22 protein-coding genes are annotated in these 26,306 nt (G+C 68.7%); 12 read left to right on the top strand and 10 right to left on the bottom strand.

What is annotated here, in order from left to right:
* Positions 1–108 precede the first annotated feature (108 nt).
* Positions 109–1,368 carry a cytochrome P450 gene (locus ACWDU1_RS01170; RefSeq protein WP_449994792.1) on the top strand — a complete coding sequence of 420 codons (1,260 nt, stop codon included), beginning with the start codon at positions 109–111 and terminating at the stop codon, positions 1,366–1,368.
* Between the two features lie 19 nt (positions 1,369–1,387).
* On the opposite strand, the gene ACWDU1_RS01165 is transcribed toward ACWDU1_RS01170, so the two are convergent.
* Entirely contained in the window at positions 1,388–1,990 is a 603-nt protein-coding gene (locus ACWDU1_RS01165; protein ID WP_449994754.1) for a hypothetical protein, read from the bottom strand.
* Between the two features lie 158 nt (positions 1,991–2,148).
* On the opposite strand from ACWDU1_RS01165, the gene ACWDU1_RS01160 reads away from it, so the two are divergent.
* Complete coding sequence (locus ACWDU1_RS01160) at positions 2,149–2,568, top strand: hypothetical protein (RefSeq protein WP_449994752.1); 420 nt, start codon at positions 2,149–2,151, stop codon at positions 2,566–2,568.
* Between the two features lie 118 nt (positions 2,569–2,686).
* Positions 2,687–3,907, top strand: coding sequence for a styrene monooxygenase/indole monooxygenase family protein (locus ACWDU1_RS01155; protein ID WP_449994790.1), 1,221 nt, complete (start codon positions 2,687–2,689; stop codon positions 3,905–3,907).
* Between the two features lie 59 nt (positions 3,908–3,966).
* On the opposite strand, the gene ACWDU1_RS01150 is transcribed toward ACWDU1_RS01155, so the two are convergent.
* From ACWDU1_RS01150 to ACWDU1_RS01140, 3 genes are all read right to left on the bottom strand, one after another.
* On the bottom strand, positions 3,967–5,202 hold the full coding sequence (locus ACWDU1_RS01150) for a cytochrome P450 (RefSeq protein ID WP_449994788.1): 1,236 nt from the start codon (positions 5,200–5,202) through the stop codon (positions 3,967–3,969).
* 170 nt (positions 5,203–5,372) lie between these two features.
* Positions 5,373–7,937 (bottom strand): ATP-binding protein, encoded by a 2,565-nt coding sequence (locus tag ACWDU1_RS01145; RefSeq protein WP_449994750.1) that lies wholly within the window; start codon positions 7,935–7,937, stop codon positions 5,373–5,375.
* Positions 7,938–7,996: 59 nt separating this feature from the next.
* Entirely contained in the window at positions 7,997–8,932 is a 936-nt protein-coding gene (locus tag ACWDU1_RS01140) for a LysR family transcriptional regulator (RefSeq protein WP_449994749.1), read from the bottom strand.
* A gap of 61 nt (positions 8,933–8,993) precedes the next feature.
* Between ACWDU1_RS01140 and ACWDU1_RS01135 the strand changes: the two genes are divergently transcribed.
* Together ACWDU1_RS01135 and ACWDU1_RS01130 are read left to right on the top strand one after the other, a co-directional pair.
* A complete protein-coding gene (locus ACWDU1_RS01135) occupies positions 8,994–9,404 on the top strand; it encodes a DUF5997 family protein (protein WP_449994747.1) in 411 nt (136 codons plus the stop codon).
* Between the two features lie 342 nt (positions 9,405–9,746).
* Entirely contained in the window at positions 9,747–10,595 is an 849-nt protein-coding gene (locus tag ACWDU1_RS01130; protein ID WP_449994745.1) for a SigB/SigF/SigG family RNA polymerase sigma factor, read from the top strand.
* Positions 10,596–10,736: 141 nt separating this feature from the next.
* On the opposite strand, the gene mbp1 is transcribed toward ACWDU1_RS01130, so the two are convergent.
* Complete coding sequence (mbp1, locus tag ACWDU1_RS01125) at positions 10,737–10,979, bottom strand: microaggregate-binding protein 1 (RefSeq protein WP_449994743.1); 243 nt, start codon at positions 10,977–10,979, stop codon at positions 10,737–10,739.
* A gap of 223 nt (positions 10,980–11,202) precedes the next feature.
* Here mbp1 and ACWDU1_RS01120 point away from each other — a divergent pair, with 223 nt between their 5' ends.
* Positions 11,203–12,726 (top strand): FAD-dependent oxidoreductase, encoded by a 1,524-nt coding sequence (locus tag ACWDU1_RS01120; protein WP_449994741.1) that lies wholly within the window; start codon positions 11,203–11,205, stop codon positions 12,724–12,726.
* Between the two features lie 12 nt (positions 12,727–12,738).
* On the opposite strand, the gene ACWDU1_RS01115 is transcribed toward ACWDU1_RS01120, so the two are convergent.
* The 3 genes from ACWDU1_RS01115 to ACWDU1_RS01105 form a co-directional block, all read right to left on the bottom strand.
* On the bottom strand, positions 12,739–13,473 hold the full coding sequence (locus ACWDU1_RS01115) for a GAF and ANTAR domain-containing protein (protein WP_449994739.1): 735 nt from the start codon (positions 13,471–13,473) through the stop codon (positions 12,739–12,741).
* 205 nt (positions 13,474–13,678) lie between these two features.
* Positions 13,679–14,146 (bottom strand): SRPBCC family protein, encoded by a 468-nt coding sequence (locus tag ACWDU1_RS01110; RefSeq protein ID WP_449994737.1) that lies wholly within the window; start codon positions 14,144–14,146, stop codon positions 13,679–13,681.
* Positions 14,147–14,270: 124 nt separating this feature from the next.
* Positions 14,271–14,873, bottom strand: a complete 603-nt coding sequence (locus tag ACWDU1_RS01105) for a hypothetical protein (protein ID WP_449994735.1) — start codon at positions 14,871–14,873, stop codon at positions 14,271–14,273.
* 668 nt (positions 14,874–15,541) lie between these two features.
* Here ACWDU1_RS01105 and ACWDU1_RS01100 point away from each other — a divergent pair.
* From ACWDU1_RS01100 to ACWDU1_RS01090, 3 genes are all read left to right on the top strand, one after another.
* On the top strand, positions 15,542–16,327 hold the full coding sequence (locus ACWDU1_RS01100) for a spirocyclase AveC family protein (RefSeq protein ID WP_449994733.1): 786 nt from the start codon (positions 15,542–15,544) through the stop codon (positions 16,325–16,327).
* A 40-nt stretch (positions 16,328–16,367) separates the two neighbouring features.
* On the top strand, positions 16,368–17,570 hold the full coding sequence (locus ACWDU1_RS01095) for a cytochrome P450 (RefSeq protein WP_449994731.1): 1,203 nt from the start codon (positions 16,368–16,370) through the stop codon (positions 17,568–17,570).
* Positions 17,571–17,653: 83 nt separating this feature from the next.
* On the top strand, positions 17,654–18,532 hold the full coding sequence (locus ACWDU1_RS01090; protein WP_449994729.1) for a mycofactocin-coupled SDR family oxidoreductase: 879 nt from the start codon (positions 17,654–17,656) through the stop codon (positions 18,530–18,532).
* Between the two features lie 17 nt (positions 18,533–18,549).
* On the opposite strand, the gene ligA is transcribed toward ACWDU1_RS01090, so the two are convergent.
* Complete coding sequence (gene ligA, locus ACWDU1_RS01085; protein ID WP_449994728.1) at positions 18,550–20,541, bottom strand: NAD-dependent DNA ligase LigA; 1,992 nt, start codon at positions 20,539–20,541, stop codon at positions 18,550–18,552.
* 317 nt (positions 20,542–20,858) lie between these two features.
* Between ligA and ACWDU1_RS01080 the strand changes: the two genes are divergently transcribed.
* The 3 genes from ACWDU1_RS01080 (at position 20,859) to ACWDU1_RS01070 (ending at position 24,885) form a co-directional block, all read left to right on the top strand.
* Entirely contained in the window at positions 20,859–22,121 is a 1,263-nt protein-coding gene (locus tag ACWDU1_RS01080) for a cytochrome P450 (protein ID WP_449994727.1), read from the top strand.
* 477 nt (positions 22,122–22,598) lie between these two features.
* Entirely contained in the window at positions 22,599–23,639 is a 1,041-nt protein-coding gene (locus ACWDU1_RS01075; protein ID WP_449994725.1) for a radical SAM protein, read from the top strand.
* A gap of 19 nt (positions 23,640–23,658) precedes the next feature.
* Positions 23,659–24,885, top strand: coding sequence for a cytochrome P450 (locus tag ACWDU1_RS01070; protein WP_449994723.1), 1,227 nt, complete (start codon positions 23,659–23,661; stop codon positions 24,883–24,885).
* A 14-nt stretch (positions 24,886–24,899) separates the two neighbouring features.
* Here the strand turns inward: ACWDU1_RS01070 and ACWDU1_RS01065 are convergent.
* The coding region (locus tag ACWDU1_RS01065; protein WP_449994721.1) for a glucose-6-phosphate dehydrogenase at positions 24,900–26,306 on the bottom strand (1,407 nt) is incomplete at its 5' end.

The following is a 26,306-nucleotide window of genomic DNA, read 5'->3' as shown; positions in this document are numbered from 1 at the left end:
GTCCGAATCGGGCGGCTCCCTCGAATAGTCTTCGCCGCGGGCGTTCCGGTGCCGGCAGCCGCTCTGCTTCCGGGCGCCACATCCGCCTGCGCATCTGGAGTGACACAGTTGATTTCACCGCCGCCCGCCGCCCGCTCCACCGAACTGCCGCTCGTCCACGGATCCCCACAGAGTTCCGACGGGCCCCGGGTTCCGTTCTACGCCGAGGAGATCGCCCAGGCCCCGCACCGGGCCTACCGCGAAATGCGCCGCCGATACGGTGCGCTGGTGCCGGTCGAGCTGGCGCCCGGCATCCCGGCGACACTCGTCGTCGGCTATCACACCGCGGTGCGGATTCTCAACGACCCCGAGCACTTCCCGGCGGATTCCCGGATCTGGCAGCGCGATATCCCTCGTGACTGCCCCGTCCTGCCCCTGCTGGAATGGCGCCCGTCGGCCGTCCGGAATTCCGGGTCCGTGCATGCCCGGTATCGGCAGGCGACGGTCGCCGGGGTGACCGGGGTCGATCTGTACTCGCTGCACAGCCGGGTGGAAAAGATCGCCGTCCCACTCATCAACGCCTTCTGCACCACCGGTTCGGCGGAACTCATCCAGCAGTACGCCTTTCCGCTGACCTTCGCGCTCATCAACGACATCCTCGGCTGCCCGGCCGAGATAAGCCGTCGCGCGGCGGCCGGAATGGCCACCATGATCGAGGGATCCACGATGGCCGCGGCCGAAGGCAACGCCATGCTCGAACAGGCCATGGCCGATCTGGTGGGCCTGAAGCAGACCGAACCGGGCGAGGACATAGTCACCCGGATGGTGCAGGACCCGGCGAACCTCGACGACGAGGAAATGCTGCACAACGTCTACAGCTTCTACGGAGCGGGAATCGAACCGCTGCAGAACCTGATCGTCAACTCGCTGCGGCTGATGCTCACCGACGAGCGTTTCGCCGGTGGGATTCTCGGCGGCAGCCTCTCGACCCGCGACGCCGTGGACGAGGTGCTCTTCACCGATCCGCCGGTGGCGAACTACGCGATCTCCTTCCCGCGGCAACCGATGCTCATCGACGGCGTCTGGCTACCCGCCCATCAGCCGGTGATGATCAGTATCGCCGCCTGTAACAACGATCCGGCGATCGACACCGGGGAGTACACCGACAACCGCGCCCACCTCGCCTGGAGCGTCGGGGCGCATACCTGCCCGGCGAAAGAGGTGGCGTACCTGGTGGCGCAGGAGGCGATCGACCAGCTGCTCGACGCCCTGCCCGAACTGCGCCTGTCCGTACCGGCCGAACAGCTCACCTGGCGTCCCGGACCCTTCCAGCGTGCGCTGACCGCGCTGCCGGTGGAATTTCCCGAATCCGCGCCGCTGACGATCTAGTGCCGGCCCGACCGCGGGGTCAGGGCTGCCCGGTGGCGAAAGCCTGTACGGCGTCGAGGAATTCCGGGCCGCCCTGCACGTAGCCGCCGACGGTGCCGCCGACCAGCACCCCCACCGGGATACTGACACCCCAGATCAGGAACAGGCAGGCCCCGAGCAGGCCGCCCACGATGGCGCCGCCGACCACACCGGGCAGGTTCTTGGTGATCTGATCCGCGAGGCGGTTGTAGGAACCGATATCGCGCACCCGCGCGATATCGGCCGCCGGCGCATCCGGTGTCAGCGTCAGCGTATGGCCGTTCGCGGCTATGTGCTGCGCGACCGAGATCGAACGGCCGTCGGCGGCGTACCGCAGCGGCACTTCCATGACGGGGGTGCCGTCGCCGGTGGCGAGCAGGACCGCGCCGTCGCGGGCGGGTTCGAACGTGCCGTTCTCGACGGTGGCGACAACGGTCCCGTCGGCCGGTGAAACGTGGATCAGGTAGCCGATGCCGTGGTCCACACCGGAAATCGCGTCTCCCGCGGCCGGCCGCGGCGCGGGCTCCGCGGGCGCGGTCGCCGACGTGATTCCCATGGCCGCGATGGTCATGAATACGGCGGCGGTCGTTCTCCCGAACTTCATTCTTCGAACCCCTCCACTCAGCTGCCCCGGATGGGCGGATCGAGTCAGACCTTAAGCCGTGCCGAATGAAATGGTGGGCACGCCACACAGTTCGGTTGTCGTGGCGCCGGGGCGGACGGTCGGCGCGGGGTCCGGCCGGGCCGCTAGAGTCGAGCACCGTGGGTGCGTGGGGCGTCAAGGCGCTGGACAGCGACGAGGGTCTGGAAGTACTGGCGCTGGTAGCGGAGGTCGCCGGCGGCCGGGACCGGGTCACGGCCGATGAACTGGTGCACGCGGCCCGGGCGGAAGGCCTGCTCGGCGCCGATCCCGCCACCGACGAGTACCTGTACGACGTGACGGCCCTGGCGCTGGCCGAGATTCTCACCGGTGACACCGCGCAACTCGCGGATCCGGCATTCGGTGGGACGGTTTTCGCCCCGACCCCGGACGGTACCGGTGTGCTGATCACCTGGTTGACGCAGTCGATCGCGCCGGGCGCGGATCGTGAGTTCCAGGACCTGTGGTCGGGCGACCCCCGGCACCGCGGCCACATCCTCGCCGTCCTCGCGGCGCTGGATCGCACACGGGATTCCGGATAGGCCGTCGGCTCGCCGGACCTACCTGCCACCGGTCGCGTCCGGCCGGTACCGATGTGCCGGTTCTACCTATTCGCCGACGATCACACCGACGACACAGCAGGTGAGGAAAGGGCGTGTGATGGTAGGTATCCGGATTCTGGGAGCGGGTGAATGCGGGCTGCCGCTGGCGCATCGGCTGCGGCGCGGCGGGCTGCCGGTCACGCTGGTGGCCGCTCGTGAAGCGGCCGCCGTCCTGAACGGGGCGGTGACCAGTACCCAGGTGAAATTTCCCGCGACGCTCGACCTGGAGGAGGCCGCGGGCCTGGGGCATTGGCAGGCCACGGCGCCGCGGATACGTGGTATCCGGCTGTCGATGGTGATGGACGCCCAACGTGTCCTGTCGTGGGCCGGACGGTTCACCCGGCCGGCGCAGAGCGTCGATCAGCGCACCGTGTTCGCGCGCTGGCTCACCGACTACGTCGATGCCGGTGGGGAATTGGAGATCGCCGACCCCTCGGTGGCCGAACTCGAACGCCATGCCTCCGGTGCCGAGCTGACCGTCCTCACCCGCGCGTCCGGGCAGACGGCCGCGTGTTTCCCGCTCGATCCGGAGTGGCCGGCGCCGGCACGGCCCGCCCGGCAACTCGCGGTCTTCTACCTGGACGGTGTCGACGCCGACCCGGACGATCTCGGGACCTACATCGGACTTCCCGGACTGGGCGAGATCGTCTCCTATCCCGGTCTCACCGGCGCGCCGGGCCGGGAACGGCAGTGCGAGATGCTCCTGATCGAAGCCCTGCCCGGTGGTCAGCTCGACGTTTTCGCCGGCTACCGGTCCGGCGCGCAGCGGTGGGAGCGGGCCCGCCGGTTGCTTGCGTCGGTGCTGCCCGCCGACCTCGCCGACCGCTATCGCCGGGCGGAGCCGACCGATGCCGGAGCCACGGTGACCGGCGCGGTGACCCCGGTGGTGCGACTGCCGGTCGGTGTACTGCCGTCGGGGCGCCCGGTGCTCGGCGGTGGGGACGTGGTCTGCCGAATGGATCCCGGCGGCGCCCAGGGCGCCAACAGTGCCGCGCACTGCGCGGCGGCGTACGCGGCGGCGATACTGGCGCGTCCGGCAGGCCCCTTCGACCGGGAGTGGATGCTGTCGGCGGCGCGACCCTGGCTCACCGGGACCGCCCATCCGGCCGCACGGTGGACCGCCACCGTTCTCGCTCCGCCTCCGGAGTTGCAACGGATCATGCAGGCCGCGCAGGACGATCCGGTCCTGGCGAACGCGTTCGCCGATACCTTCGCCCGCCCCCGTGATATGGCGCGCCTCGTCGAACTCGGCGAAAGGGCTGTGCGGCAGGTCCGCTGATCTCGTCTCGGTGCCCACGCCGCAGCTGGACGATTCGCAGGTCCGCGGGCCCGTGACGGTCAGGACACCATATGTGGCGGCGCCGGTGGGAACGTCACGGGCAGCGCGGCGAGCGCGCGGTGGAACGGGCCGGGACGCCAGACGAGTTCATCGGCGGTGACCGCGGGACGCACATCCGGCAGGGCGTCGAGCAACTGGTCTATCGCGCCCTGGGCGATCAGGTAGGCCGCGGATCGCGCCGGGCAGGCGTGCGGGCCCGCGCCCCAGGCCAGATGGGACCGGTTACCGGTGTGGTCGCCGGCCTGGATCGCCGGATCGTTGTTGCAGGCGGCCAGGCTGATCACCACCGGCTGGTGCGCGGGCAACCAGACCCCGTCGATCAAGATCGGTTGCCGGGGGTAGGTGACGCTGAAATTCGCCATGGGCGGATCCTCGAAGAGCACCTCGTCCAGGGCGTCCCGGGTGGACAGCGCGCCGCCGAGCAGACTGCCGCCGAACCGCTCGTCGGTGAGGATCAGCAGTAGCGCGTTGACGATCAGGTTCTGCAGCGGCTCGATCCCGGCGCCGTAGAGGACGACGATCTGATGGATCAGCTCCGACTCGTCGAGATCGGCCGGGTGGGCCAGCACCCGCGAGGTGATGTCATCGCCCGGTTCGGCCCGTTTCAGGTCGATCAGTTCCAGCACCGCCGCGCCCAGCATCCGGTTCCCGTGCTCGGCGTCCACGCCGTCGAACACGGCCTGGGTCGCCGCCGCGACCTTGCCGCCGATCTCGGGCGGGCACCCCAGCAGCGCGTTGATCGACTCGAACGCCAGCGGGAAGGCGTACTGGGTGACCAGATCGGCACCCCCGGATTCGCAGAACGCGTTGATCAGCGGCCCGGCGATCCGCCCGACTACGCTGTGCAGCGCGTGGAGGTCGATCCCGTCGATCCCGGCCGTGTTGACCCCGCGGTACCGGATATGTTCGGCGCCCGCGCTGCGGATGGCGCTGGGACGCCACTCCAGGACGGGCAGCACCGGGCAATCGGCCGGGATATCGCGCTGCCAGGCCCGGGGGTCGGCGGGAAAACGTGCCGGATCGTTGAGAATTCGCAACGCCGCCCGATACCCGACCACCAGCGTCGCGGGAACCCCCGGCGCCAGTTCGATCGGGACCAGGGAGCCGTATGCGTCGCGCATCTTCCGGTAGGCGCCGTGCGGGTCGGCGGCGAAGTCGGGGGAATACAGCGGAACGCGCGGTGTGTCGGCGTCGGCGGGCGAGGCCGGGTGACCGGTGGCGGCGGTGGGCGGTATGGGCACGGTGGCGGACTCCAGCGAGGGACGGTGGGCATCGGCAGGTGAAGATGCTTGCGGCCGTTGGCCTTCGACGGCCGCACGCGGTACCGAGGCTCACCCAATAGGTGGATGCGCGGCATCGGTAGAGACGCGCGTGCGCCGCCGCCGCGGCCCCGGACGGCAATCCGCTACGAACGCCCCGGACGCGGGGCCGACCTGCGCCGTTGCGGTCTTCGTGCCGCCTCTTCGGCGACCTGATCCCGGCGCCCGGGCGGCACCAGGGGCCGGATCTCGGCTCGCGAACCGATCATCAATTTGTGCAGTACGGCCGCCATCTGGGCATCGACGGTCTTGTAGGAGCTACCGCGCCGGGCGGCGATGGCCGTATTGGTCCAGCCGGCCGCGGCCAGGACGGCGACCTCTTGTTCGGCCGCCGACAGTTGCCGCCACGCCGACGGGCGGTCGCGACGGACCGGGTGGTCGACGGGCAGCCGGTCCATCTCGAGGTTTCCCAGTGCCAGTTGCGCGACCTCGCCGGCCTCCGGCCGCAGCCGGGCGCCCTCGCGCTCCGCCGCCGCGAATTCGTCGTCGCCCAGAATGTCGCGGGCGATCGTCGCGGCGAATTCGGTCTCGGCGGCGAACGGACCCAAATTGGCGATATTCACACCGAGCCGTTCACGTAGCGTGGCGCCACCGCCGAGGAGCCGCGCGATATCACGCGCTCGCGCGGCCGAATCGCTCGCCGGATCGTCGCTCGCGCCGGCCGCCAGGCGCGCCAGCGTCCAGGCCTGGATCTGCACGGCCCATGCCTCGCCCCAGCGGTCACGCATGGCCAGCTGATTCGACAGGGCCGCGCGGCCCAGGGCGAGCGCCTCGTGCGGGTCGCTGTGTTTGCCCATCGCGATCACCGCGGCCAGGGTCGCCCACGATATCGCCCACGGGGCACCGGAATGTTCCGCGTTGCGCAGGTGGGCGCGACAGGTGGCCAGCGCCTGTTCGGGCGGGCCGAAGAACGCCGTGGCCAGTGCTTCGAACAGTTCGGCCATGGCGGCCCCGCCCTCGTCCCGCTCGGCGGCGAATCGGGCCCGGGCCCGGGCCAGCACATCGATCGCCCGTACCTCGCAGCCGACCAGCATCAGCTCCGCACCGCGCGCGAATTCGGCCGCGGCCGGCAGGCCCAGGTCTCGTTCGGGTTCTTCGCGCCAGCGCGACCGGGCCGCCGCGTCCGGGACACAGCGCGCGACGCATTCGTCGAGCACGAGTTCCGCGTCCCGGTGCATGCCCTGGCACAGGCCGACCCAGGCGATCAACGACATCGCCGCGACCTGCAGCGGCGCCGGCTCGGGTTCCGAAGACCGGCCGGCCTCGAGTGCGCGCTCGGCCCACCGGCGCAGTTCCCGCAGTGAGCCGGTGAAGAACGGTGTTCGCAGGGCGATCAACCCGGTGGCGATCTCGAGGCCGACCGCCGCCTCGCCGGGCGTGGCGAGACTGCTCGCCATGGCGCACTGCAGATTGTCCCAGGCGGCCCGCGCCCATTCGAGCAGCTTCTGCTCATCGGGCCCGAACCACCCGGTCCGGGCGGCGACGACCTTGTCGCGGTAGTAGCGGCGATGCCGGCGTGCCAGCCGGTCGGCTTCCACCGGGTCTTCGTCCAGACGCTGCCGGGCGAACAGCTGGATGGTCTCGGCCAGCGAATAGCGTACGGCGTTCTCGCTCAGATGGATCGAGACCAGGGACTGGTCGACCAGCCGCTCCAGCAGGCCCTCGATATCGGCCGGGGCGAGGCCGCCACCGTGCGGGGATTCGTCGGCGCAGATCCTTTCGACGGCCTCGAGTTCGGCGCCGACATCCGGTCCGGGACCGTCGGTGCCGTCCTGGTCCGCGTCGTAGCCGGCGGCGAATACGGCGAGACGGTCGAACAGCAGCCGCTCCTCGGGACCGCACAGATCGTAGGACCAGGCGATGACATCGCGGATACCCCGGTGCCGGGCGTCGGCGCCCACCCGGGGCCCGTTGCGCCACTGCAACCGCCGGTCGCCCGCCTCACCGCTGAGGTCACGCAGGATCGCCGGCAGGGGCTGACGCGACAGCCGTGCGGCCGCCAGCCGGATGTACAGCGGATGATTGTGGACATGCCGGCAGATCGCCGCTGCCGTCTCGGTCTCGCTCTCGGCGAGGCCGTGCCCGGTGAGGGACGCGCGAGCGCGGAACAGGGACAGCGCCTGGCCGGGGGAGAGCGCGGGCACCGGCACCAGCTGCTCGTCGACCCAGCCGATGGCCTCCCGGCTGGTGGCCAGCACGGTCAGCCCGGGTGCCGCGTCGAGCAGGTCGGCGATCACCGTGCCCGCTCCGTCGAGCACATGTTCGCAGTTGTCCATGACCAGGATCGTCTGCACATCACGTCCGGTCGCGTCGCGGCGGCGCAGCGTGTCCAGCACCGCTTCCCAGGCCGGGCGTCCCGAGAAATCGGTCTCCACCACCGAAGCGGCGACCTGCTCCTCGACCGCGGTCGCGTCCGCCCGCGGGGACAGCAACGCCAACCGCACCCAGTGCACCGGCAGCCGGCGTGCCCGGCGGAACCGGTGCACGGCCTCGGTCGCCAGCCGGGTCTTGCCGATCCCGCCCGCGCCGATCAGCGTGACCAGCCGGGTGCCGCCGAGCAATGCCATGCCGATTTTCTGCAGTTCCCGGTCGCGGCCCACGAAATCACTGGCGGCCGCGGGCAGCAGTCCCGGCCCCGAAGCATGTCGCACCGGGGCAGCGTAGTTCACAACGGCTCCGGCCGGGGCGGAGCCGAGCTGCGCGGTCCGCGCTAGCGTCTGCGTCCCCGCGCGGGTTTCTTCGCGGCGGCCGCCGGCTTCTTCGTGGGGCGGGGCTTCTTCGCCGCCGCCGCCGGTTTCCGCGACTCCGATCGGGTGCCTTTTCCGGCGGGGGAGCGGGAGCTGCGTTCCGAACGGCCGCGTACCACGCCGACGAACTCCTCGATCAGTTCGGTGGTCCGTGGCGCGGGCCAGGCCAGCGCGATCTCGGTATCGCCGGTATCGGTCACCGTGCGATAGACCAGATCGCGCCGGTGGTGCAGGCGGGCGATGGAATGCGGCACGACCGCGACCCCGACGCCGGCGGCGACGAGTTCGATGGCGTTGCGGACGGAGTCGATATCGGCGGTGTCCTGCAGGCGTTCGTCCGCGAGATCGGCCATGCGGACCTCGTCGAACAGCGCGATCTCGTGATCCTTGGGTACCACGACGACGGGCAGCTCCCGGTACAGCGGGATCGCGTTCATACCGTCGCGGTCGATCGGCAGCCGGACGAAGCACATATCGACCAGTCCCTCGCGCAGCGCGTCCTCCTGGCCGGCCTGGGCGACGGGGACCAATTCGAGGCGGGTCTCGGGGAACCGCTGTCCCCAGATCCGCTCCCATTTGGTGACGGTGACACCGGGGACGAACCCCACCCGCAGCGCGGCGGGGACCTCGGGCGCCGCGCTGTCCCGCTCGTTCTCGGCGTGCGCGAGGATAGCGCGCGCCTCCCGCAGCAACTCCTGCCCCGCGTCGGTCAGCCGGGTCGGCTGCGCCCCGGGCACGAACAGCTTCGTGCCGAGCTCGTTCTCCAGATCGATGACCGTATGACTGAGCTTCTGGCGGGAAATACGCAACGCCTTGGCGGCCCGCGCGAAATGCAGTTCCTCCGCGACTGCGGCGAACCAGCGCAGGCGCTGCACATCGATCGAGGAGAACCGGCTCATATCGGCAAGCGTATGGCACCGCGGCATCCGGACCGGGCTCGCGGCCCGATACGCTGTCCCGGTGAGCCCGGATAAGAAACCGCAGATGATGAAGCCGCTGACCGCGGCGAACAAGCTCGGCATCCATCTTCCGGCGGCTCCCGAAGAGTTCCGGAACACCCCGATATCACGGGCCGAGCTCGAGGAACTGCGGGCGAACCCGCCCGGATGGCTCACCGAGCTGCGCCGCACCGGGCCCTTCCCGCGTGACATCGTCGCGCGCAAGCTCGGCGTCTCCAACAGCGGCCTGACGCGGGCCGGGGTGTCGGATTCGCTCACCGCGGACGAGATCGCCGCCTTCCTCGCCGACCCGCCGGAGTGGCTGGTCCGCGAACGCGAGAGTTATGCCGCGGTGCGCGCCGAGGACGAACGGGTCCAGGCCAAGGAGGCCGAACGCCGGGCCGCGACCAACCGGCCGGCGAAGGGCCGCTAGCCGGCCACGCGGCACCCGGAAATCTTCTTTCGCGCGCAGGTCATACCGCGCGTCGGTACCAGGGGCGGCTTCGACGGGGTTGCGGGATGATGCCGGTGGCCTAGGCTGGAGTCGCGGGCTCGTTTACCTTGAGCACCCAGGGCCGAACCTCTCGCGATGCGTGTGCCGAGGTGGGCACCGGATGGACCACAGCGCAATCCCCGCGATGCCCAGCGTTTCTTCCAGCTGACGATCGATCGTGTCCGATAGAGATCCGCGTGACCGATTTCGACCCTTCACGACCTCGATCGCGCATCGAGTGAGCCGCAGCAGGACGCGACGAAAACGATTGAGGAGGCCGCAATGGCCGAACCATCCGGATACACCCGCCCGCCGCCCTCTGCCTCGGCGCAGCGGAGTCACCGTGGACGCGACCCCTACGACGACCTCGAACCCGCGTTGGGCGAACTCGCCGCCCTCGATTCCGCCGATCCGGCCCGCACACGCGTGCGGGAGGAGATCATCGACCGCTGTCTACCCCTCGCCGATCACATCGCCCGCCGCTACGCCGGCCGCGGTATCGATTTCGACGATCTGCTGCAGGTGGCGCGCCTGGGCGCGGTCAACGCGGTCGACCGCTACGACCCCGCGGTCGGCACCCAGTTCCTCGCTTTCGCCGTTCCCACCATGCTGGGAGAAGTGCGCCGATATTTCCGCGATCAGGGCTGGGCCGTACGGGTGCCCCGCCGCATGAAGGAACTGCAGGCCCGCATCAGCGCCGTGACGCCCGCGCTGACCCAGGAGCAGGGCCGCGTACCGTCCGCTCGCGAACTCGCGGCGGTACTGGACACCACTGTGGAAGAGATCACCCAGGCCATGATCGCCGCCAACAGTTACACCTGTGACTCGCTCGATGGCGTCCCCGAGGCGAACGACAGCGGTGACGGCGCGTCCCCGGTGGACCGGCTGGGTGAGACCGACCCGCATTACAGCCTGATCGAGGACGCCGAGGCGGTGGGGCCGCTGATCGCCCGGCTGCCCGAAACGGAGCGGCGGGTCCTGCTGTTGCGCTATTACGAGGACAGGACCCAGAGCCAGATCGCGGCCGTGATGGGCTGCTCCCAGATGCATATCTCGCGCATGCTCACCCGGGTCGCGCGGACACTGCGGGAGCAGGCCCTCGCGGAACCGGGTTCCGGGAAGGCCGCCTGAGCCGCCCGCCGGTCGACCGGCATACGTGCAGGAGAAAGGGCAGTGGCCCGGCCGATCGGCCGGGCCACTGCCCATTTTTAACCGTTCCCACCCCGAACCACCGAAGCGGCCGGCGTGGAACTTTTCGCGGCCGGGCCGGTGTCACCGCCCCTGATGCGACTGCTGCCGCGATTCGTCGGCGTCGGCCTCGGCGCGGGCCTTCTCGGCCTCCGCCTCCTTCTCCGCGACCTTGCGCTGGGATTCGGCCTTGTCCTGCTGTGCGACTCCCTCGTCACGCAGGTCCTTGTTGTCGAGCACGGTGCCGCCGACTTCCTTGGCCTTGCCCTTGACGCCCTCGACGACGCCTTCGATGCCCTCGCGGGGGCCGGTGCGTTCTTCCGCCACGATAACTACCTCCGAATATCGGTTCGTTCGGTGGACCTATGGCGCCTACCCGGCATCTGCCGGTTGAATCCGCGGATCGCCGATTCTCTCCGCTGTGGTCCGATATGCCCTGTGCCGGCCCTCACGTCGGCACCGGGGACCGCTGCCGAGCGTGGCGGCGACCGGATCGCCGGGCGCCGGGGTGATGCTGTGTCGAATCGGGTCCGCGGGGTAGCCGCCGGCTATGAAGGAATCGATCGGAACAGGCGAGTCGTACTGGATCGAGTCGAGCGAAGCCACCTCGTATCCGCGTTCCGCCGGCGATATCGACGTGGATGTCGCGGTTGTCGGCGCCGGTATCGCGGGACTGTGCTGCGCCTGGGAGATCGCCGCAGCCGGTCGATCGGTCACCGTAGTGGAAGCCGATCGGATCGTCAGCGGTACGACCGGTTACACCACGGCCAAGGTCAGCGCCCAGCACACGCTGATCTACCACTCGCTGGAGTCGTCGTTCGACGCCGAGACGGCCCGCGCCTACGCCCGTTCCCAGCAGGACGCGGTCGAGCATCTCGCCACTACGGTGGCGACGCTGGGTATCGATTGTGATCTGGAGCGAGCACCCGCCTATACCTACGTGACCGATCCGGAGCGAGCCGACCCGATCCGGGCGGAGGCCGAGGCGGCCGAACGGGCGGGATTGGCGGCGTCGCTGGTCACCGACACCGGACTCCCGTTCCCGGTGGCCGCCGCGGTCCGGGTGGCCGATCAGGTCCAATTCCACCCACGGCGGTATCTACTGGAACTCGCCGCGCGCCTGGTGCGTGCCGGTGGGCAGATCTACGAACGCACCCGCGTCGTCGGCCTGGACGAGGGCGAGCCCTGCCGGCTGACGACCGAACACGGTACGACCGTCCGGGCCCGCGACGTCGTGGTCGCCACGCACTATCCGGTGTTCGACCGCGCGCTGCTGTTCGCGCGGTTGCAGCCGCGCCGGGAACTGGCGGTGGCCGGTCCGGTCGACGACGCGCACGATCCCGGCGGTATGTACATCACGCCGGAGCTGAACACCCGGTCGGTGCGTACCGCGCCGTATGGGGACGGCCGCCGCCTGCTCATCGTCACCGGCGAACATATGCGCCCCGGTACGGAATCGACCGCGGCGGGGTTCGATCGGCTGGCTTCCTGGGCCCGGGAACATTTCCCGGTGCAATCCCTCGACTGGCACTGGGGCGCCCAGGACAACACCACCACCGACGGCCTGCCCTATATCGGGCGCTTCCATCCCGGAGCCCGTAATGTGTACGTGGCCACGGGTTTCGGCGGCTGGGGGATGACACACGCGGTGATGGGCGCGCGGTTGCTGGCCGGCGAGCTCACCGGGCATCCGGTGCCGTGGGCGGGAATCTACGATCCCCGTAGGCTGCATCCCGGCGTGGAGACTGCGACCCTCCTGAAATCCGGGCTGGAAGTCGGGCGCCATCTCGTCGGTGATCGTCTCGCCCCGGGCACATTCGTGGATTCCGCCGCCGACCTCGAACCCGGCCACGGGGCGGTGATGCGCCGAGCCGGTAAACGGTGCGCCGTCTACCGCGACCCCGAGGGCGAACTGCATTCGGTGTCGGCGGTCTGCACCCATCTGGGTTGCGTGGTCGCCTTCAACGACGCCGAAACGAGCTGGGATTGCCCGTGTCACGGCTCTCGATTCGATATCGACGGCAAGGTGCTCGAAGGTCCCGCCGTGGCGCCTTTGCGGCCGCTGCCGGAGTGATCGCGGTGCCGGTCAGTGAGCCGGCGGGAGTTCGCCGCTGTGACAGAGGTATTCGGCTATATCGGCGAGTTTGGTGTTGGTGTGCTGGCTGGCCCGGACGAGTAACGCGAAGGCCTGATCGGCGGTCAGTTTGTGACGTTCCATGAGAATGCCCTTGGCCTGCCCGATGAGGTCGCGGGTGTCGATCGCGCGTTTCAGCTGCGAAACCTGTTGCGCCGCAGCCATGGCGACGGCGGCATGCGCGGCGAAGAGCAGACCGATGCGTTCGGAGTCGGCGCCGAAGGAGTGGGGACGGGCAGCGTAGAGATTCAGGGCTCCGAGGTCGTCGCCCACGACATACAGCTGGAAGGACAGCATGCTGCCGACCCCGAGGGCGGCGGCCCGGCCGGCGAACAGCGGCCACCGGTTCTCGGTGCCGGTGTCGGGCAGTGCCACGGTGTGCCGCTTGTACAGCGCGTCCAGGCAGGGGCCCTGCTCGAGTTCGATCTGAGCTCGATCGACCGCGTGGACGAGTTCGGCCGAGGCGATCGGAGTGGTCATCGCCTGGCGGCGGGCGACCACTGAGAGGCCGGCGTACAGTGCGCCGGGAACCGTCTGCACCGCGGTATCCACGATCCCCTGCAGCGTCGCTTCGCCGTCGTCCAGTGATTCCAGGTACCGTGCCAGGTCGCCCAGCTGTGCGGCCAGGTCGGCGGGCAGGCGGGACGACTCCTGTGGCGATCCGGAGCCGGTCTCTGCGTCGGACATTGCGGTGCGCCTTTCGCCGGCGGTGGCCCCGCCGGGGTCGCGTGACCGGCGCGGTCGCGACCGGACAGCGGGCAATGCTGTCGTCTTCTCAGCGTACGTGTGCCCACGGCGGGTCGTACCCCAGCGGCACGCCCCCGTGCCGGGATGCCTCAGGACGGTGGTCACCGGCGGCTGCCAGGACGTCGTGTGTTCCGCCTCCGGGCCCCTACGGCTCCGCGCCGGGCTCACTGTGCGCCGACCGCCCGACGGCGAGCGCGGCGAGCCGCTGCAATGATTCTTGATTGCGCGGGAGCAGCGCAAGGTCCTGGAGAGGCCCGGGTATGAACCTGCCGGGGCCCCCGCTGATGCGCTCGGCCATGCCGACCTCGGTGCGGCCGGGTGCCGTCTCGGTGAGGTCGAGCCGGATACGCGCCTTTCCGGCGGGCCACAGCCGTGCCTCGAGTTCGAGTCCGTGTGGTGCGTCGAGGACGCGGACCTCGGTGCTGTCGTGCCGGGACAGCGGCCAGCCCCCGACGCTGTGGTGGATACGGGTGCCGACTTCCGGCCAGCCGCTGTCCACCGCCCGGATATGAGTGGCACCCACGACCCACAGTCCGTACAGCCAGCCGTCCGCGAGGATCGCGAACACCTCGCGGACCGGCACCGGGATCGTCACACTCGCTTCGGCGGTCATGCTCCCTCCGATCTCTCGAACGGCATCGGGTACCGGAAGGCCATCGGCCCGGTGTGCGAACCGGTACGTGATACCCGGGATCAGGGGTGGGAAACCGGATGCGATCGAGGCCCGTACGTCCGCGCTACGACCGGTACGGCATCGACCGGGTGGCCACCGTGCCGCGATGGCCGTCGCCCGGTGCCGCGATGGTCTGCCCGGCCAGGTAGTGCGGCGGCCGGGTTCCGGTGTTGCCGGACTCGTCCGCGGTGATCTGCGGTATCCGGGGCCGGGGCCGGCTGTCCGGGGGCGGGGCACCCCGCCGGGACGGCTTCAGCAGTGTCTGCGCGGCCACCACCGTGGAGCGAATGGGGAGGGTCGCGGTCCGCGGATCGCGGGTGGCGAAGCGACCCATTCGCCGATCGCCGGTGACCAGGCAGATCCGGACGCCGCTGCGGGCAAAGTACTCGGCATCCGCGGCCAGGGCGGCCAGCGTACGCAGCGATAGGAACTCGAGCCTGCCGGCGTCGACGATCAGCGCGCCCCCGGTGGCCGGGATCGCCTCGGCGGTTTCGCGTAGCTTCTGCCGCCACAGCGGCAGGGTGAAGGCGTCCGCCGCACCGCGGACGGCCAGCACGACGGTATCGCCGCGGAGCCGGAGCCGGAATGTCAGTTGACTGCCCGGCGATCTGGACGGTGCGGCCGAACCGGAGACCGGGCGTTCCGGCAGGGGAGCGTGAGAATCCATAATGGCTCGAATCGGTAGAGACGCTCATAGCGACTGGAACCGGGCCGACCCTGGATTCTCAAGGTGATGTCGTGAGCCCGTACTGCACAGCCTACGCGACTCGTCCTGCCCAGCGATGAGATCACCGGCGCCGACCGCTTGGTGGACGTCGGCAACCGGGGCAACGAGACGGATCACACTCCCGACCCCGGAGCGGAGGCGACCACGCCAGGGTGAGCGATGGGAAGCCCGGAGGCCGGATCGGTGGGGTGCCCGGATCTCGGTGGGCGGGGTTCGTGCACGCCGACATTTCGGAACAGCTATTTGGTTGCCTTATCGTCGGCTGGTTGGGCGAGATGGTCGTCGAGGCGACTTCTCTGGATGGTTCGACTTGGGTGACAGGGGCGAGTAGCACGCCAATAAGGCTGCTGAAGCGTGAATTCGTGTCCACTGGCCGACGGGAGTGGGTACGGGCTATGGGAGCGAAAGTCGGCGTGCGGACGCGAGCTGTGCGGTATAAAGGAACAACTATTAGGTTCGAGGCTGGCGTTGTTGGCCGATGGAGGGTTTCGAAACGTGGGTCAAGTGATCATGATCGGTTCGATGCTGCTGATCTTCGTTGTCGTCGTCGGTCTCGTCTTCCGGTTCGATCCGGAAGCCCGGCGCCGCCCCGGGCGGGATCGTGACCGATGAACACCGAACTGACGCCGCTGCTGACCGCGTCCATCGCGTTCGCGTATATCGGGGGATTCACCTTCGTCGCGCTCGGCACGTATCTGTCCATTCGCCGGCGCCGGCTCCATCCGCTGCTGCTGGTGTGCATCGCCGCCATCTCGATCTCCTGGATCGAGGCGCCGTACGACTGGGCGATGTACGCGCAGTTCCCGCCGGCGATTCCGCGGATGCCGTCCTGGTGGCCGCTCGATATGACCTGGGGTGGATTGCCCGCCTCGGTGCCGCCGGGATATATCGCCTATTTCGTGCTGCCCGCCTTCCTCGGCGTCGCCATCGGGCGCCTGCTGATCACACGGTTCGGCTGGCGGCGCCCGCCGGTATATCTCACCGTGGGATTCTTCGTCGGCTTCACCTGGGCTTTCGTGTTCAACGCCGTCATCGGCGCCCGCCTCGGCCTGTTCTATTACGGCCGGGTGATCCCGGGGCTGGCGATATTCGAAGGTACGAAGCACCAGTACCCGATCTACGACACCGTCGCCATGGCGCTGCAGATGATGGTGTTCACCTACCTCCTCGGCCGGACCGACGAGCGGGGGCGCACCATCATCGATATCTGGGCCGATTCGAAGGCGAGGTCCCGGATCGGCTCCTCGGCGCTCTCGGTCGTGGCCGTGGTAGCGCTCGGGACCGCGCTGTACGGCGCGGTCTTCGCGCCGCACCTCGCCACCAAACTCGGGGGCTGGGTGACGGCCGGCCCGGCCGAGCAACTCTTCCCAGGTGTGCAGAACCAGCCCGAATAGCGAGATCTCGTGCTCGCTTCCGGCCGAGAGGATGCCGACCATGACCGATACCGACGCGGTCACGCTGTACTACGACCCGTTCGACTTCGATATCGACGACGACCCGTACCCGGTGTGGAGACGTCTGCGGGAGGAAGCGCCGCTGTACCACAACGACAGGTACAACTTCTACGCGCTGAGCCGGTACGACGACGTCGCCGCGGCACTACCCGATTGGGAGACCTATCGCTCCGGGCGGGGGACAACCGCCGATATCCTGTTCAACAATCTCGAGGTCCCGCCGGGAATTCTGCTGTTCGAGGACCCGCCGATACACGATCTGCACCGCAAACTGCTGTCCAAGGTTTTCACGCCGCGGCGCATGCTCGCGGTGGAGGATCTCGTCCGGAGCTTCTGCGAACGGGCGCTCGATCCGCTCATCGGGGCGGGCGGGTTCGATTTCATCGCACATCTCGGGGCCATGATGCCGATGCAGACCATCGGTTACCTGCTGGGGATTCCGGAACAGGATCAGGCCGATATCCGCGACCGGGCCGGTTCGCGGATCGAGCTCGCCGCCGGTTTCACGCCCGGGGAGATCAACCCGAAGTTGTTCGAGGAATCGATCGTCGTGTTCGCCGAGTACATCGAATGGCGCGCCGCCCACCCCTCCGACGACCTGATGACCGATCTGCTGAACGCGGAGGTCGAGGAGACCGACGGTACCGTTCGCCGGCTCACCCGCACGGAGGTTCTGGCCTATACGGCGATGATCGCCGGTGCGGGCAACGAGACCACCACGCGGCTGATCGGCTTCCTGGGTCAGCTACTGGCCGATCATCCCGATCAGCGGCGCGAACTCGTCGCGGATCCCGGCCTGATTCCGGGAGCGGTCGAGGAGACTCTGCGCTTCGAGCCACCCTCCCCGGTGCAGGCGCGCTATGTCGCGCGGGATATCAGCTGGTATGGGCGCACCGTGCCCGAAGGGTCGTTCATGTTGCTGCTCAACGGTTCGGCGAATCGAGACGCCGCCCGGTACACCGATCCCGATACCTACGATATCCACCGCGACACCGGGCATCTCGGTTTCGGGCACGGTGTGCATTTCTGTCTCGGCTCGGCACTGGCCCGTCTCGAAGCCAGAGTGGCTATCGAGGAGGTACTCCGGCGGTGGCCGGATTGGCAGGTCGACTACGCGAATGCCGAACGCGCGCATACCTCCAGCGTCCGGGGGTGGGCCCAGCTGCCGGTGCTGACGACGTGAATCCCGGCCGGTGCCGCGCGGCGCCGGCACCCCGCGTACAGGACGACCCGATCCTCCCGGGCCGCGAACGAAGGAGACAACTCATGGCAGGCAAACTGGCGGGAAAGGTCGCCCTCATCACCGGCGCGGCGCGCGGCCAGGGCCGCGCCCATGCGGTGGCGATGGCGCGGGAGGGCGCGGATATCGTCGCGCTGGACATCTGCCGCGATATTCCCTCCAACCCCTACCCGCTCGCGACCCCCGAGGATCTGGCGGAGACCGAACGCGCGGTCGAGGGCCTGGGGCGAAGAGTGCTGGCCCGAATCGCCGACGTCCGCGAACGCGCCGAGCTACGGGAGGCGGTCGACGTGGCCGTCGACGAACTCGGCGGTATCCATATCGTCGTCGCCAATGCCGGGATCCTGCCGATGGCGATGGGACAGCCCGATCCGATGCAGTTCGTCGATGCCTCCGATGTCGATCTGCTGGGTGTGATGAACACCGTGGCGGTCGCCATCCCGCACCTGTCCGCCGGCGCGTCGATCATCGTCACCGGATCTACCGCCGGGATGATCCGGGGGACCACCGACAATCCGGATATGGGCCCCGGCGGCGCTGGCTACGGCTGGAGCAAACGAATCGTCATGGAGTACGTGGACGAGATGTGCCTGGTACTCGCGCCGAAGATGATCCGTATCAACGCGATCCACCCGACCAACTGCAATACCCACCTGCTGCAGAACGAAGGTATGTACGGTGTGTTCCGGCCCGATCTGCGGGCCGCCGGCACCACCGCCACCCGTGCGGACGCCGAACCGTTGTTCACCATCTTCCAGGCGATGCCGATCCCGTATATCGAACCGGAGGATACGGCGAACCTGGGAGTCTTCCTGGCGAGTGACGACAGCCGCTACATCACCGGCCAGCACATCCGGGTCGACGCCGGATCGATGCTGAAATGGCCCAACGGCCCCGGCGGGTAGGGCCGTTGGGCCTCGGGTCAGACGACTTCCGCGGCGATCAGCAGCTGCCAGATCTCGCCCTGATCGACGACCTCGACACCGAGTTTCTCCGCTTTCGCCAGCTTGCTGTCGCCGACGCCCGCGCCGGTGATGAGCAGATCGGTATTCGCCGACACCGAGGAGGCCGCCGTCGCCCCCGCCCGCTCACACAACCGCTGAAACGTCGGCCGGGCGACCTTCTCCCCGGAGCGGGGATCACTGATGGCGCCGGTGATCACCACCGTCTTACCTGCCAGCGGTGCGCCGGCCGCGACCACCGGCGGCAGGTCCTCCTCGAGAACATCGAGGCAGACGCCCGCGGCCCGCAACCGCTCCAGTTCCGGCCGCAGCCGGGTCAGGTGCTCGACCAGTGAGGCCGCGACCTTCGGGCCGATATCCTCGACCGCTACCAGCTTGTCCGCGCCGGCGTCGGCGACCTCCTCCAGCGACCGGAAACCGGCGCGGGCCAGCCGGGCCGCGGTGCCGTCGGAGGCCATCGGAATCGCCAGCCCGATCAGCGCCCGCCGCAACCCCACCCGGCGGCCGGCCTCGATCGAATCGATCATGCGGGCGGCGGAGACCTCACCGATGCGCTCGAATTCGAGCAGCCGATCCTTGGTCAACGTGTAGAAATCCGAGGGGTGTTCGAGGATGCCCGCTTCGGCCAGCCGCTCGATCCATACCTGCCCGAACGCGTCGATATCGGCTGCCGCCCGCGATGCCCAGTGGATGAGACGGCGCACCGTCTGCGCGGGGCAGGAGACATCGGTGCAGAACAGTTCCCGGCTGTTTCCCTGTTCGGTGACCGGCTGCCCACAGGACGGGCATACCTCGGGCGCCACGATCTCGCGCTCGTCGCCGGTGCGTTTCGAGGCATCCAGTACTCCGGCCACGAACGGGATCACATCGCCGGCGCGGCGCACCAGCACGGTGTCACCGATCTTGATATCGCGGGCGCGGATCACCTGCTGGTTGGCCAGGGTCGCTTTCGTGACCGTGGTACCGCCCACGAAGACCGGTTCCAGCCAGGCGACGGGGACGATCTTGCCGGTTTTTCCGACATCCCAGACCACCTCGTTGAGCAGGGTGGTCTTCTCCTCGGCGGCGAATTTGAAGGCCAGCGCGCCACGCGGGGAATTCGACCGGGTGCCGGCCGCGGCGTAGGCCGCGCGGTCGGCGAGCCGCAGTACCGCGCCGTCGATATCGTAGTCGAGGTCGTTGCGACCCTGCTCGATCGCCGTGATCACGGCCTGCGCCTGCTCGGCGTCGGCACACAGGCGCATCCGCGCACCGTCGATCCCCAGGGCCCGCAGGCCCTCCTCGAGATCGCGCGCGGCCTCCCCTTCTGCGGCGTCCAGATCGAAACCGAAGAATCGCAGCCGCCGCTCGGCGACCGATGACGGATCCTTCGCGCGTAAGGTGCCGGCTGCGGCATTACGCGGATTGATCAGCGGTTTGTCCGGGTGCGCGGTGTTGTAGGCGAGGAAGGTCGACCTCAGCATCACCGCCTCACCCCGCACCTCCACCCGCCCGGTGGCATCGATCCGCTCGGGCACTCCGTCGACCAGCGCCCGGACCAGGTAGGTCACATCGTCGCCGGTGGTGCCGTCGCCGCGGGTCACCGCGCGCAGCAGCCGCCCGTCCTCGAAGACGAGCGCCAGCGAGAGACCGTCGAGTTTCGGCATCACGACCACCGGTTGACCCGGGAAGCGGTCGAAGAACGCCGTGACCTGCTCTGGCGTGGTGGACTTCTCCAGCGACAGCATCGGGCGCGAATGCCGGATGGGAGCGTGCAGCACCGCGGGCGCCCCGACCTGATCCAATGGGTTCGGGTCGGGGGTGAGGTCGGGACGGGCCGCGATCAGGTCGCGTAGCTCGTCCTCGATCGCGTCGTACTCGGCATCCGCGACGAGCGGCGAGCCCCGATAGTAGGCGTCGCGCAGCGTCGTGATGCGGTCCGCGAGCTCCTGGATACGTTCACCGGCTTCCACAGGATCAGACGCTACCCAGGAACACCGACAGGCCCGACCGATGGTGCGGGTGTGTCCGTCCCGGGCCCCCGGGGGCAGCCCGAACTGCACCGCGGAACGGCGCGGAGTCGACGCGGAAGCCATTTCGGCGGAAATGTGACATCTAAAAAAATTCATCGATTGTTGTGAATTCGCAGACCGGACCCATAGTGGCCGATCGCACTTTCCTCTCGGTTGCGACCGGTGCGCGACACCAATACTGTTCCGACACAAGAGATGTCCCAGAGGTGACATTTTCTCCTGTTCTGTCGCTGTTGATTTCATTGGAGTTCCCGGCATTGACCAAGTCTCTACCGTCGCCCGAAACCGGTACCGCCGGATGCCCTTACTCCACCCCCGGCCCGGCCGGCGCACCGCCTCGCGTTGCTCTGTACACCGAGGAGTACGCCGCCGATCCGCATCGTGTTTTCGAGCTGATGCGCCATCGGTACGGGACGCTCGCACCCGTCGAACTGGCCCCCGGAATTCCAGCGACGCTGGTGCTCGGCTATCAGACCGCGATTCGTATCTTCAACGACCCCGACCATTTTCCGGCCGATGCCCGGGCGTGGGAGCGGACCGTTCCCCCCGACCATCCGCTCATGCCGATGATGGCGTGGCGTCCCAATGTGATGCGCAGTACCGGACGCGAACATGCCCGGTACCGTCAGGCGATCACCGCCGCTCTCGACGGGGTCGATCTGTTCTCGATGCACCAGAATGTCGAAGCGGTGGCCGCACCGCTGATCAACGGCTTCTGCCTGGACGGTGAAGCCGAGATCATCGGTCAATACGCTTTCCCGCTGACCTTCCAGGTGCTCAACGCCATGCTCGGCTGTCCCCTGGATCTGGGGCAGCAGATCGCCGCCGGTATGGCCGCCATGTTCGAAGGCGGCGCCGCCGCCACCGACGCGGATGCCAGGATCAACGAAGCGCTGCTGGAGCTGGTCGCGCTCAAACGCGCCCGGCCCGGCCGTGATATCACCTCGCGCCTGGTGACGCACTCGGCGGGGCTGCAGGATTCGGAGATGGTGCACCAGCTGGCCGTGTTGTACGGCGCGGGGATCGAGCCGCTGACGAATCTGACGGTGAACACTCTGCTGCTGATGATCACCGATCCGCGGTTCATCGGTACGGCATCGCCCGGCGCGGCCCCGACGACCCGGGACGCGCTCAACGAATTGCTGTACACCGACCCGCCGATGGCCAACTACTGTCTGAGCTACCCCCGCCAGCCGATGATGCTCGACGGTGTCTGGTTGCCCGCGGATCAGCCGGTCGTCATCGGAATGTCGGCCTGTAACAACGATCCGGCGATCCACTCCGGCCAGTACACCGATAACAACGCGCATCTGGCGTGGGGTTCGGGTCCGCATGCCTGCCCGGCCAAGTCGATCGCCTATATGGTCGCGCAGAACGCGATCGATCAGCTGCTCGACGCACTTCCCGAGATGCGGCTGGCCTGCCCGGTGGACCAACTGCGTTGGCGGCCGGGCCCTTTCCACCGCGCGCTCGCCGCGATGCCGGTGCAGTTCCCGCCCTCACCGCCGCTCGGCGTGTGATGCCGTTCCGGTGCGGCCGCGGGCGTGCCGCACCGGATGGCTTCGCGTTACGCGAGCGCATCCAGCCCGGCCTCGGGGTAGGGGAGTGTCGGATGTCCGTGACGAAACCCGTTGCGCCGGAATAAATCCGACAATTCGGGCGGTGGGCGCCAAAAGTGCCAGTGATCATCCGGAATGATCGCGCTGTATCAGGGTTTGTCCTAGAATCATTTCTAGCGCTAACGAGCTCAGTACCGTCGAACCGCTCCGTATCCGCCCTCTCGCCAACCACCTGCCGAACCCGTGATTCGGCAGCGCATCGGCAGCACCGTCGGCCCTTCCGACACCGTAGACCTGCCGGTGACATCCAGCAGCGCGCAAAACCTGCCGCATCGCACCGAGGAGGATGTCGTGCCTCAGCCCGTTTTTCTGGACGTCAGGCCAAGTAAGGAACGCATACTAACCCGCGCATTCGAACTCGCGCAAGAGGATCCGGCATTGGCGGAGCGATTGCTGCGCGTGAACGAGGTGGCCCGGGGAATCCGCACCGTGGAGGTCTGGGTTACCGATGCCTGTAACCTGCGCTGCAAGGGCTGCTGGTTCTTCGAACACGATATGGACAAGCAGAGTGTGGAGATCCGCGATCTGGACACCATCCGCGCGTTCGCCGAAGATCTGCGCGATACCAAGAAGATCACCAGCACCCTGCTGATCGGCGGGGAACCGGCGCTGGTGCTGGACCGGGTCCGGGTATTCGCGGAGACGATCCGCAATGTCACGGTGGTGACGAACGGGACGCGGCCGATCCCCTTCGAAGGGTTCGAGAATCTCGCCATCGCCGTCTCGCTGTGGGGTGGTGGTCCGGTCGACGACGAGTTGCGTGGTCACGGGCCCAACGGCCGGCGGATCAGCGGGTTGTTCGGCAAGGCACTGCGCCACTATGCCGGTGACCCGCGGGCCACCTGGGTCTACACGCTCAGTGAGGCCGGGATGCCGTACCTGGAACAAACCGTCGAGGCCATCGCGGAGAACGGTAACCAGATCAACTTCGGGTACTACAGCGACAACGGCACCGATCCCACCGCACGCCTGCACAACGAGGAACGGGCGATCCAGGAAATGACCCGGATGCGCGAGACCTATCCCGAAACTGTCATCGGGGATCCCTACTACTACCGCACCCTGGTCACCGGCCGTACCCACTGGGGGACCTTCGGCGCCGAGACCTGCCCCAGTATCAGCAACGACCACCCGGCGCACACCCGCCGGCTGACCGAGGGACATCCGATCGTCGGCCGTTTCAACGCCTACCGGACCGATCACAGTGTGCAGTACTGTGCCACCACCGGAGACTGCGACAACTGCCGGGACAGCCAGGCCGTATGGAGCTGGCTGCTGGTCAATATGCACCGCTTCCTCGGCGATCGCGACCGGCTGAACACCTGGGTGACGCTGGCCGAGAACTTCTATCGCCAGTACTACTGGTCCGGCTACCACCCCGCCCGCCGGACACCCGCCGAATCGGCCGTCGGCGCCTAGGGCGGGCGGTATCGCCACCATGGCAGCACTCTCGCTGGAGAAGGCGCGGCTCTTCTCGGATGTCCTTCGCGGTGATCCCGGCGCCCGGATACTCTGGGCCCCGCCCGGGGCCGACCGGCATCGGCAATACGAGAAGGTCCGTGCCGCGGGGGGCCTGGTCGCCAGCCGCCGAGGCCTGCTGTTCACGGCCTCGCACGCGCTGTGCCACCAGGTACTCACCAGTGGCGATTTCGGTCCGGCACCCATCGGCGCGTCGGCCCGGCGCCGCAACGAGACCGGCGACGTCACCCTCGTGCACCCGGTGGACGATTCCTTCCTGAAGCTCGAACCGCCCAGGCACACGGAACTGCGATCCGCGGTCGCGCCGGTATTCCACCGGCGCGAACTCGCCGATCTCGGACCTCGGATCGAGAAGATCGCCGGACACCACCTGAACGAACTGCCACGGGGCCGGTCCACCGACCTGATCACCGGGTACGCCGAAGCCGTGCCGATGGCGATGATCTCGCATCTGCTCGGCCTGCCGGAGACCGACGCCCCGCTCTTCGCCACCTGGGGGCATGTGCTCGCCTCATTGCTCGACGGTGCCAGGACAGCGCAGGAGCGGCAGCGGTCGCGGGAACTGGTCACCGAGATGACCACGTACTTCCGGGAGCGTCTGAGCGGTACCGACCCGGGTGGCCCCGGGATCGTCGCGGGCCTGGCAGCGCAGTGCCCGGAGCGGCTGACCCTGCGCGAAGCCATCGCCACCTGCAGCATGCTGCTGGTAGGCGGTTTCGGCACTGCCACCCACCTGCTCGGAAACACTCTGCACACCCTGCTGCGCTATCCCCATCTGCGGCCGGCCGACGGGGATTACACCGCGGTCATCGAGGAATCGCTACGCTACGACACCCCCGTCCAGTACGTCGTCCGGGTCGCCAAGACCGAAACCCCGCTGGGCGGGCGGACCGTCGGCGCGGGGACGCCGATCGTCCTGCTGCTCGCCGCCGCCAACCGGGATCCGGAGATATTCACCGACCCGCAGGTATTCGACCCGGGACGGCGGGAACCGCACCGCCACCTGACCTTCGGCGCCGGAATCCACTTCTGCATCGGGGCCGCGCTGGCCCGGGCGGAAGCCACGGTCGCGGTACAGCGGTTCTTCGAGAGGTATCCGGACGCTCGCCTCGCGGGCCGGCCCACCCTCCTGCAGTCCCGCGCGCTGCACGGCCTGCGCCGGCTGCCCGTCGATCTCGGGACCTGATCACCGGCGGACCGTCACGGCCCATCGTGGTGCCGCGCCGCGTCCGGGGGAAGACGCGGATCCGGGCCGGGAGAACCGGCCGGATATTCCTCCAGGGGAACCAGATCGCGGGACCACGCCGCGATGATCGGATCGACGACGCGCCACGCCGCCTCGGCTTCGTCGGCCCGGATGGACAGTGCCGGGTCGCCGTTGAGCACATCGAGGAGAAGGCGACCGTAGGCCGGTAGGTCCGGGTGCTGGATCCGCGCCGACATCGTGAGCGGTACGAGGCTCTCGGCGCTGCCGCCGATCGCGTTCAACGCGAGCGTGAGTGTTTCGGGATCGAGGCCGAATCGCAGGATATTGGGCCGCGCCGTCGCGTGCCGGTCGAAGGGTAGATGGGGGACCGGGCGGAAGTGGACGGCTACCTCCTTGCGGTCGGCCCCGAGCGCCTTCCCGCTGCGCAGGATGAACCGGGTACCCGACCAGCGCCAGCTCTCCAGGGCCACTTCGATTTCGGCGAACGTCTCGGTGCGGTGCCGGGGATCCACACCGTCCTCGTCGATGTAGGACGGTATGTCGCGATCACCGATGGTGCCCGCCGAATAGCGGGCCCGGCGCGTGCGTCGCGGGATCTCCGCGTCGGTCAGCGGCCGCAGTGCGCGCAGCACATCCACCTTGCGGTCACGCAGGTCGCGTTCGGACAGCGTGATCGGCGGCTCCATGGCGACGAGGCAGAGCAGTTGCAGCAGATGGTTCTGCACCATGTCCTCGAGCGCGCCGACGTGGTCGTAGTAGCCGGCCCGGCCTTCGAGGGTGAGGGTCTCCTCCCAGATGATCTCGACCTTGTCGATATGCGCGCTGTTCCAGAGGGGTTCGAGGACGCGGTTGGAGAGCCGGCTGCCGAGCAGGTTCTGTACGGTCGTCATCGCCAGGAAATGGTCGACCCGGAAAATCGCCTCTTCGGGGACCAGGTCCGCGAGCAGCCGATTCAGTTCCACCGCGCTCGCCAGATCCTCGCCGAACGGTTTCTCGAGCACGATCCTGCTGCCCGCGGGCAACCCCACCCGGTCCAGTGTCCGTACCGCGACGGGGAACAGTGCCGGTGGTAGCGCGAGATAGACCGCGACCGGTCCGTCACCGGCCACCGCCGCGGACACCATCCCCGGATCGGAGATATCGGCCTGCCGGAACCGCGCCGCGCCGGTGACAGCGCGCCGCGCGGAAGCCGGGACCTCACCGGCGTGCCGATCGAGCTGTACTTGCACCCATCGCGCGAAATCCGCGGCGTCGCGATCTTTGCGATCGGCACACACCACGTGGAAGTCGCTGTCTATCCGGCCGGCGGGGCGCCGCGCCGCCCGCCCCGGCCGCAGATAGCGGGCGGGGGGGTGGCCGGGGGCGCCGCCGATCACCCAACGGGAGAAGAAAGGAAGAGC

The sequence above is a fragment of the Nocardia sp. NPDC003345 genome (assembly GCF_053589395.1).
This window is presented reverse-complemented; position numbering and strand designations above follow the sequence as displayed.